This is a genomic window from Amaricoccus sp., assembly GCF_036846665.1.
Taxonomy (GTDB): Bacteria; Pseudomonadota; Alphaproteobacteria; order Rhodobacterales; family Rhodobacteraceae; genus Amaricoccus.
The window spans coordinates 1-5,804 of record NZ_DAIUBO010000236.1; the positions used below are offsets into that span (position 1 = coordinate 1).

The 5,804-nt window shown below is 69.4% G+C and carries 7 protein-coding genes and 1 pseudogene; 3 read left to right on the forward strand and 5 right to left on the reverse strand.

Features of this window, described 5'->3' with window-relative positions; genetic code table 11:
* Positions 1-311, reverse strand: a pseudogene (locus tag V7050_RS17450) (ligase-associated DNA damage response exonuclease); the annotation flags it as partial.
* 443 nt (positions 312-754) lie between these two features.
* Here V7050_RS17450 and V7050_RS17455 point away from each other — a divergent pair.
* Positions 755-1,927 (forward strand): low temperature requirement protein A, encoded by a 1,173-nt coding sequence (locus tag V7050_RS17455; RefSeq protein ID WP_324366822.1) that lies wholly within the window; start codon positions 755-757, stop codon positions 1,925-1,927.
* A gap of 174 nt (positions 1,928-2,101) precedes the next feature.
* On the opposite strand, the gene V7050_RS17460 is transcribed toward V7050_RS17455, so the two are convergent.
* The 4 genes from V7050_RS17460 to V7050_RS17475 are packed head-to-tail and all read right to left on the reverse strand — an operon-like array spanning position 2,102 to position 4,093.
* The gene (locus tag V7050_RS17460) at positions 2,102-2,824 is read right to left on the reverse strand and encodes a 5-formyltetrahydrofolate cyclo-ligase (protein ID WP_324366820.1); all 723 of its coding nucleotides are present in this window, start codon (positions 2,822-2,824) and stop codon (positions 2,102-2,104) included.
* On the reverse strand, positions 2,821-3,279 hold the full coding sequence (locus tag V7050_RS17465; RefSeq protein WP_324366818.1) for a nitronate monooxygenase: 459 nt from the start codon (positions 3,277-3,279) through the stop codon (positions 2,821-2,823). The genes V7050_RS17460 and V7050_RS17465 overlap by 4 nt, the downstream gene beginning before the upstream one ends.
* A 3-nt stretch (positions 3,280-3,282) precedes the next feature.
* Positions 3,283-3,612, reverse strand: a complete 330-nt coding sequence (locus V7050_RS17470; RefSeq protein ID WP_324366815.1) for a carboxymuconolactone decarboxylase family protein — start codon at positions 3,610-3,612, stop codon at positions 3,283-3,285.
* On the reverse strand, positions 3,605-4,093 hold the full coding sequence (locus V7050_RS17475; protein WP_324366813.1) for a hemerythrin domain-containing protein: 489 nt from the start codon (positions 4,091-4,093) through the stop codon (positions 3,605-3,607). Before V7050_RS17475 ends, V7050_RS17470 begins: the two co-directional genes overlap by 8 nt.
* Before the next feature lie 142 nt (positions 4,094-4,235).
* Here V7050_RS17475 and V7050_RS17480 point away from each other — a divergent pair, with 142 nt between their 5' ends.
* Both V7050_RS17480 and V7050_RS17485 read left to right on the forward strand, forming a co-directional pair.
* Positions 4,236-4,652: an RrF2 family transcriptional regulator gene (locus V7050_RS17480; protein ID WP_324366811.1), complete on the forward strand. Its 417-nt coding sequence runs from the start codon at positions 4,236-4,238 to the stop codon at positions 4,650-4,652.
* Positions 4,653-4,674: 22 nt separating this feature from the next.
* The coding region (locus V7050_RS17485) for a cbb3-type cytochrome c oxidase subunit I (protein ID WP_324410922.1) at positions 4,675-5,804 on the forward strand (1,130 nt) is incomplete at its 3' end.

The window sequence follows — 5,804 nt, forward strand, 5'->3', positions numbered from 1 at the left end:
GTGCCGTCCCGCGACACGGACGCCAGCGCTCCGCCGGCGGGGTGGAAGGCGACGCGGACCCCGCCGATCTCGATCGGGTCGCCCGGCTCGGCGGCCTGGGCGCTGCCGCAGAAGCTCTCGCCGAGGCGCAGCCCCATGATGTCGAGGGTCTGCCTCGTGGCGAGCACGGCGCCGTGGCCGGCGCGGGCGTGGTCGGCATGGGCATGGGTGATGAGCGCGCGCGGCACCGGGCGGACCGGGTCGATGAAGAAATCGCCGGGCGGGCAGTGGAGACCCTCGGGACGGGGAACGAGCAGGTCCGATCCGCGCATGGCTCCTCATCTAGGGCGGGCCGGCTGCCTTGGCCAGCAGGCCCGACGGGCGCCCGCAGGCCTCGCTGCGACGGCCGTCCCCATGGGGACACTTCGTAAGTATAGGAAATATATAGGAAAAAGTGTTAACGTGCAATTGGCGTCCCCGTCATGGCAAGTTTTCTGCCCGGTGCGAAGCGATCATCCGGGGAGCCTGGGGGAGGACCAAGCCAGGTCGAGCGTGGTGCGACATTCGGGTGGATCGATCGGTCCCGGGTCTTCCCGACCCAGCCGCGGCAGGTCCTTGCGGGTTCGGTGCCGGTGCCCTTCGTCGCGAGGCATCTGGCGGCGTGACCGGCGGGCGCTTCGCTTCCGCCCGGGTCGGGCGCGGCCCCCGCGGCTTTCCAGCCCGCTCCCGACATGCAATCGTGGCGGCAGTCAGGACCCAGAGACCGGAGACCAAGATGACCACAGGCCTTCGCCCGCTGCAGGCCCGGGATCCCGGGGAGGCGCATCGTGCCGCGACGCAGCTCGAGCTCTTCTTCGATCTCGTGATCGTGGTGGCGATCGCATCGGTGACCGAGACGCTCCACCATGGCATCTCCGAGGGGCACGGGCCGGAGATGCTGGTCAATTTCATCGCGATGTTCGTGGCGATCTGGTGGGTGTGGATGAACTTCACCTGGTTCGCCTCCGCCTTCGACAATGGCGACGCGCTTTTTGTCCTGCTGGTGATGGTGCTGATGAGCGGCGCGGCGGTCTTCGCCGGCGGCGTCTCCTCCATCACCGAATCGATGAACTTCAGCTTCGCCCTGCTCGGCTGGATCATCATGCGGGCGGGGATGGTCGCTCTGTGGCTGCGGGCGGCCTGGTCGAATCCCGGCTACCGGCGGACCTCGCTGCGCTACGCGGCCGGGGTCGCCTTCGCCCAGGCGCTCTGGACCATCTTCTATTTCCTGGTGCCGCCGAGCCATGCGGCCTTCTATGCGGTCTTCGCCGGCATCTTCGTGGTGGAGCTGCTCGTCCCGGTCTTCGCCGAACGGGCGCGGGTGACGCCCTGGCATCGCCATCACATGATCGAGCGCTACGGGCTCCTGAACATCATCGTCCTGGGCGAGATCGTCGTCTCGATTGCGCTCATGTTCGGCAAGCTCTACGAGGGCCATTTCGATGCGAGCCTCGTCGCGGTGGCCGTCTCCGGGCTGGTGATCGTCTTTGCGCTCTGGTGGCTCTATTTCCTCGAGAGCGAGCAGCATCTCGAGACCTCGGATCTCGGCCGCGCCATCACCTGGGGCTACGGCCATGTGATCGTCTTCGGCGCCGGGGCGCTGGTCGCGGCCGGGCTCGGCGCGGAAATGGACGTGGTCACCCATCATTCGGAGATCGACGCGACCGCCGCGTCGCGCTGGGCGAGCCTGCCGGTGGCGCTCTATCTCTTCGGGCTCTGGTTCATCCGCGACCGGTTCCGCGACGGCCTGTTGCGCCAGCACGTGCTTCTCGCCGTCGCCGTCGTCATCGTGGTGATGGCCTTGCTGGCGCTGCCGGTGTGGATGACCGCGATGGTCCTGGTCGCCACCGCCATCGCGCGGACGATCGGGACCGGGCGGGCCGCGGCCGCCGCCGGAATGGCGAGCTGATCCCGGGCGGCGCAGGGCGATGGTCGGCGCGCCCTGGCCGGCGCGCCCTGGCCGGCGCCTCGCATCCGGCCGGGCGCCTGCCCAGCGAGCCGGATACCCGGACCGGGCCGAATCGGCGCTCGAAAATGCCTTGCCATGGCGGGCCGGATGACGCCGGCGCGCGAAGGCCGGCCGTCAGGGCTCCGGGGGGGACGCGCCGGGTCTCCCGCGACGGGCCTGCACGCCGTCCTCGGTGACGATGACGTCGAGCGGGATGTCGTGGGGTTGCGGATAGATGGTGGCGAGCCTTGCGGATTGCAGCCCGATCCCGATGCTGAAGGGCCGCGGCGCGAGGGCGGCCAGAGTGCGGTCGAAATAGCCGCCGCCATAGCCGAGGCGGTAGCAGCCTTCGTCCCAGCCCATGACCGGGGCGAAGGTGATGCCCGGGGTCAGGGCCTCGGCCTCGCCGGGCGGGACGGGGATGTTCCAGTCGCCGCGCACCATGCGGGTCTCGGGGGTCCAGCGGCGGAAGACCAGCGGCGCGGCCTTCACCTCGACGATCGGAAGCGCGACGGTCACCCCCGAGGCGCAGAGCTCGGCCATCAGCGGGCGCAGGTCGGGCTCGCCCTTGATCGGCCAGAAGGCGGAGAGGACCGGGGGCCTCGCGCCGTCGAAGCACTCCGCGAGCAGCCGGCGCAGATGTCCCGCCAGCGCCTCGCCCACGCGCCGGCGCGCCTCGACCGAGAGCGCCTGGCGCTCGGTCCGCAGGCGCGTGCGCTCGGCGCGGCGCCAGCGCGCGACGTCGCGGGCCTGTTCGGGATCCACGGCGAGCGGGTCGAAGTAATCGGGCGCGACCTCGCCCGCGAGGCAGGGCGAGGAGGCGTATCGGCCGGGCATGTCCTTCTCGTTTCCGGTCATGTCATGCTTCCTTCGCGGAGCGCTGTCTGCGCGAGCAGCCCGGCGGCCTCATCGGCCATGCGGCTCAGCCTTTCGCCGGCCGGGACAATGTCCAGGATGCGCCCGGCGCCCCTGCCGGCGTAGAGCGCCATCGCCTCCAGGTCGCCCTCGGTCGTGCGCAGGGGCGAATCCGTGCTGAAGCGCAGGCGGGGCTGGTCGCCGTCCCGGGCGATCGCCTCCCTCGGGAGGCGCTCGGGATCATGGCCGAGCAGCCGGTCGCCGAGTGCCGCCGTGACGCTGTTGCGCAGCACGCGCACCGCCGCGCCGCGGGGCCAGGTCAGCACGAAGACATCGGTCAGCACGGTATCCGATCCCGCCGCCGCGACGATGCGGCGCTTGTGATAGGCATGCGCGAAGGATTCGTCGGTCGCAAGGAAGGCGGTGCCCGCGCGGGGCGCAGGGCGTTGCGCGGCCATGGATCAGTCGCCCCCCATGAGATCGAGCGCCTTCAGCGAATGGGCATAGGCCGCCCCCGCGCGCATTTCGGCGGCGACCCAGATCGCCTCCATGATCTGTTCGTCCGTGGCATCGGCCCGGCGCGCGGCCTTCACATGGCCCTCGATGCACCAGGGGCATTGCGTGGCATGGGCCACCGCCACGGCGATCAGCTGCTTGGTCAGGGGGTCGAGGGCGCCTTCGGAGAAGACGGCCTTGGAGAAGGCGCGGAACGCATCCTCGGTCGCGGGCGCGAGCGCGCGGCGGCGCTCCATCATCTCGCGGGTGGGCTTGGGCAGGCGCAGGTCAGCCATCGGACCGGACGCCGTGCTCGAATAGCGGGAAGAGCACGTCGTTCTCCAGCCGCATGTGCTCGGTCAGGTCGTCGATGAATTCCCCGAGGCCGGAATAGAGCGTCGTCCAGGTGCTGCAGGCGCCTTGCGGCAGGTGCAGGTCCCGGGTCAGGCGGCGGATCTCGGCGACCTCGCGCGCATGGTCGTCGTGGTCGGCCCGCATCAACGCGATCGGATGCTCGATCCCGGGCCCGCCGCCGCCGCGGATCGCGGGGAAGAGGATCAGCTCCTCCTTCTTCATGTGCACTTCCATCGCGCCGATCATCCGGCCGAGCAGATCCGAGAGGCCCTCGGGGACATGCCGGTCGTCCACATGCAGATCCTCGATCATCTCCGCCATCTTGAGCAATGTCGGCAGCTGCTGGCGATGGCGTGCGTGATAGCGGGTCTCGATGTAGCGGGTGAGCGCCGCGGCATCGTCGATCGGGACGTCGCTGGTCATGGGGCCATCCTTTCTGGCGGAGGCGCGTTCCGGCCTCGCGTCCCGTGCCGTCGTCGCGGGTCTCGTGATTTCGTCCTTGCGGATCAGCCTATGCCGGTTAATAAGTACTGTAAATACCGATTCAGGACGGGGCAGGGCGGCCATGCGCCTCACATCCTTCACCGATTACGGGCTGCGCATGCTGATGCGCATGGCGAGCGATCCGGGGCGGGCCTATTCCAGCACCGAACTGGCGGAGGAGTTCTGCCTGTCGCGCAACCATCTCGCCAAGATCATGCAGCGCCTCGCCCGCGAGGGGCTGATCGAGACGCGCAGGGGCGGCGGCGGCGGCGCGGTGCTCGCCAGGCCGGCCAGCGAGATCCGCCTCGGCGCCATCGTCCGGCTCCTGGAGGAGGGGCAGGCGCTGGTCGAATGCTTCAACGCCGACGGCGGCGATTGCACCATCGACGGGCAATGCCGGCTGAAGGCGCGCCTTCGCTCCGCCGAGGCGGCGTTCCTGGCCGATCTCGATCGCTCGACGCTGGCCGACATCGCGCTGAAACCCGCCCGGGCGGCCTGAACCTGCGAGGCAAGAAACAGAGATGATCGCGACGCTGACACTCCGGGAAAGGCGCATCGGCCTCGGCCTTTCGATCCTGCTGGCCGTGATCGGCCTCGGCATGGCGGCGCTGGCGCGGCAGGGACCGATGGCCATTCACGGCGCGATGGCGCTCGTCCTGGGGCTCGGGCTCGTCTTCCTGATCGGCGGCGCGCTCTACGACCATCCCGAGCAGGGACGCGAGCGGCTCGCCCGCTACTACGATGCGCCGACGCGCTTGGGCATCATCATGGCGCTGTTCTGGGGGGTGATCGGCATGGGCGTCGGCGTCTGGGTCGCCGCGCTCATGTACTGGCCCGAGGCGACGCCGCTCTGGCCGGCGACGAGCTTCGGCCGCCTGCGGCCCGTGCATACCTCCGGCGTGATCTTCGGCTTCGGGGGCAACGCGCTGATCGCGACCTCCTTCTACGTGCTCCAGCGCACCTCGCGGGCGCGGCTGGCCGATTCCGTCAGCCCCTGGTTCGTGCTGATCGGCTACAACCTCTTCTGCCTCTGGGCCGCGAGCGGGTACCTGATGGGCTCCACCCAGTCGAAGGAATACGCCGAGCCGGAATGGTATGCCGACATCTGGCTCGTGGTGGTCTGGCTGACCTATTTCGCGCTCTACATCCGCACGCTGGCGCGCCGGGCCGAGCCGCATATCTACGTGGCCAACTGGTATTACATGGCCTTCATCCTGGTGGTGGCGATGCTGCACATCGTCAACAACCTCGCGCTGCCGGTCAGCTGGACCGAGGCCGAAAGCTTCCCGGTCTGGTCCGGCGTGCAGGACGCCATGATCCAGTGGTGGTACGGGCACAATGCCGTGGCCTTCCTGCTGACCGCCGGCTTCCTCGGGATGCTCTACTACTTCCTGCCGGTGCGGGCGCAGCGGCCGATCTGGTCCTATCGCCTGTCGATCCTGAGCTTCTGGGGCATCGTCTTCTTCTACATGTGGGCCGGCTCGCACCACCTGCATTACACCGCGCTGCCCTATTGGGTGCAGACGCTGGGCATGACCTTCTCGGTCATGCTGCTGGTGCCGTCCTGGGCCTCGGCCGGCAATGCGCTCGCCACCCTGAACGGCGCCTGGCACAAGGTGCGCGACGACGCGACGCTGCGCTTCATGTTCGT

Coding starts and splice junctions, on each gene's coding strand:
- V7050_RS17455 (WP_324366822.1), top strand. CDS start 755: ATGACCACAGGCCTTCGCCCGCTGCAGGCCCGGGATCCCGGGGAGGCG.
- V7050_RS17460 (WP_324366820.1), bottom strand. CDS start 2,824: ATGACCGGAAACGAGAAGGACATGCCCGGCCGATACGCCTCCTCGCCC.
- V7050_RS17465 (WP_324366818.1), bottom strand. CDS start 3,279: ATGGCCGCGCAACGCCCTGCGCCCCGCGCGGGCACCGCCTTCCTTGCG.
- V7050_RS17470 (WP_324366815.1), bottom strand. CDS start 3,612: ATGGCTGACCTGCGCCTGCCCAAGCCCACCCGCGAGATGATGGAGCGC.
- V7050_RS17475 (WP_324366813.1), bottom strand. CDS start 4,093: ATGACCAGCGACGTCCCGATCGACGATGCCGCGGCGCTCACCCGCTAC.
- V7050_RS17480 (WP_324366811.1), top strand. CDS start 4,236: ATGCGCCTCACATCCTTCACCGATTACGGGCTGCGCATGCTGATGCGC.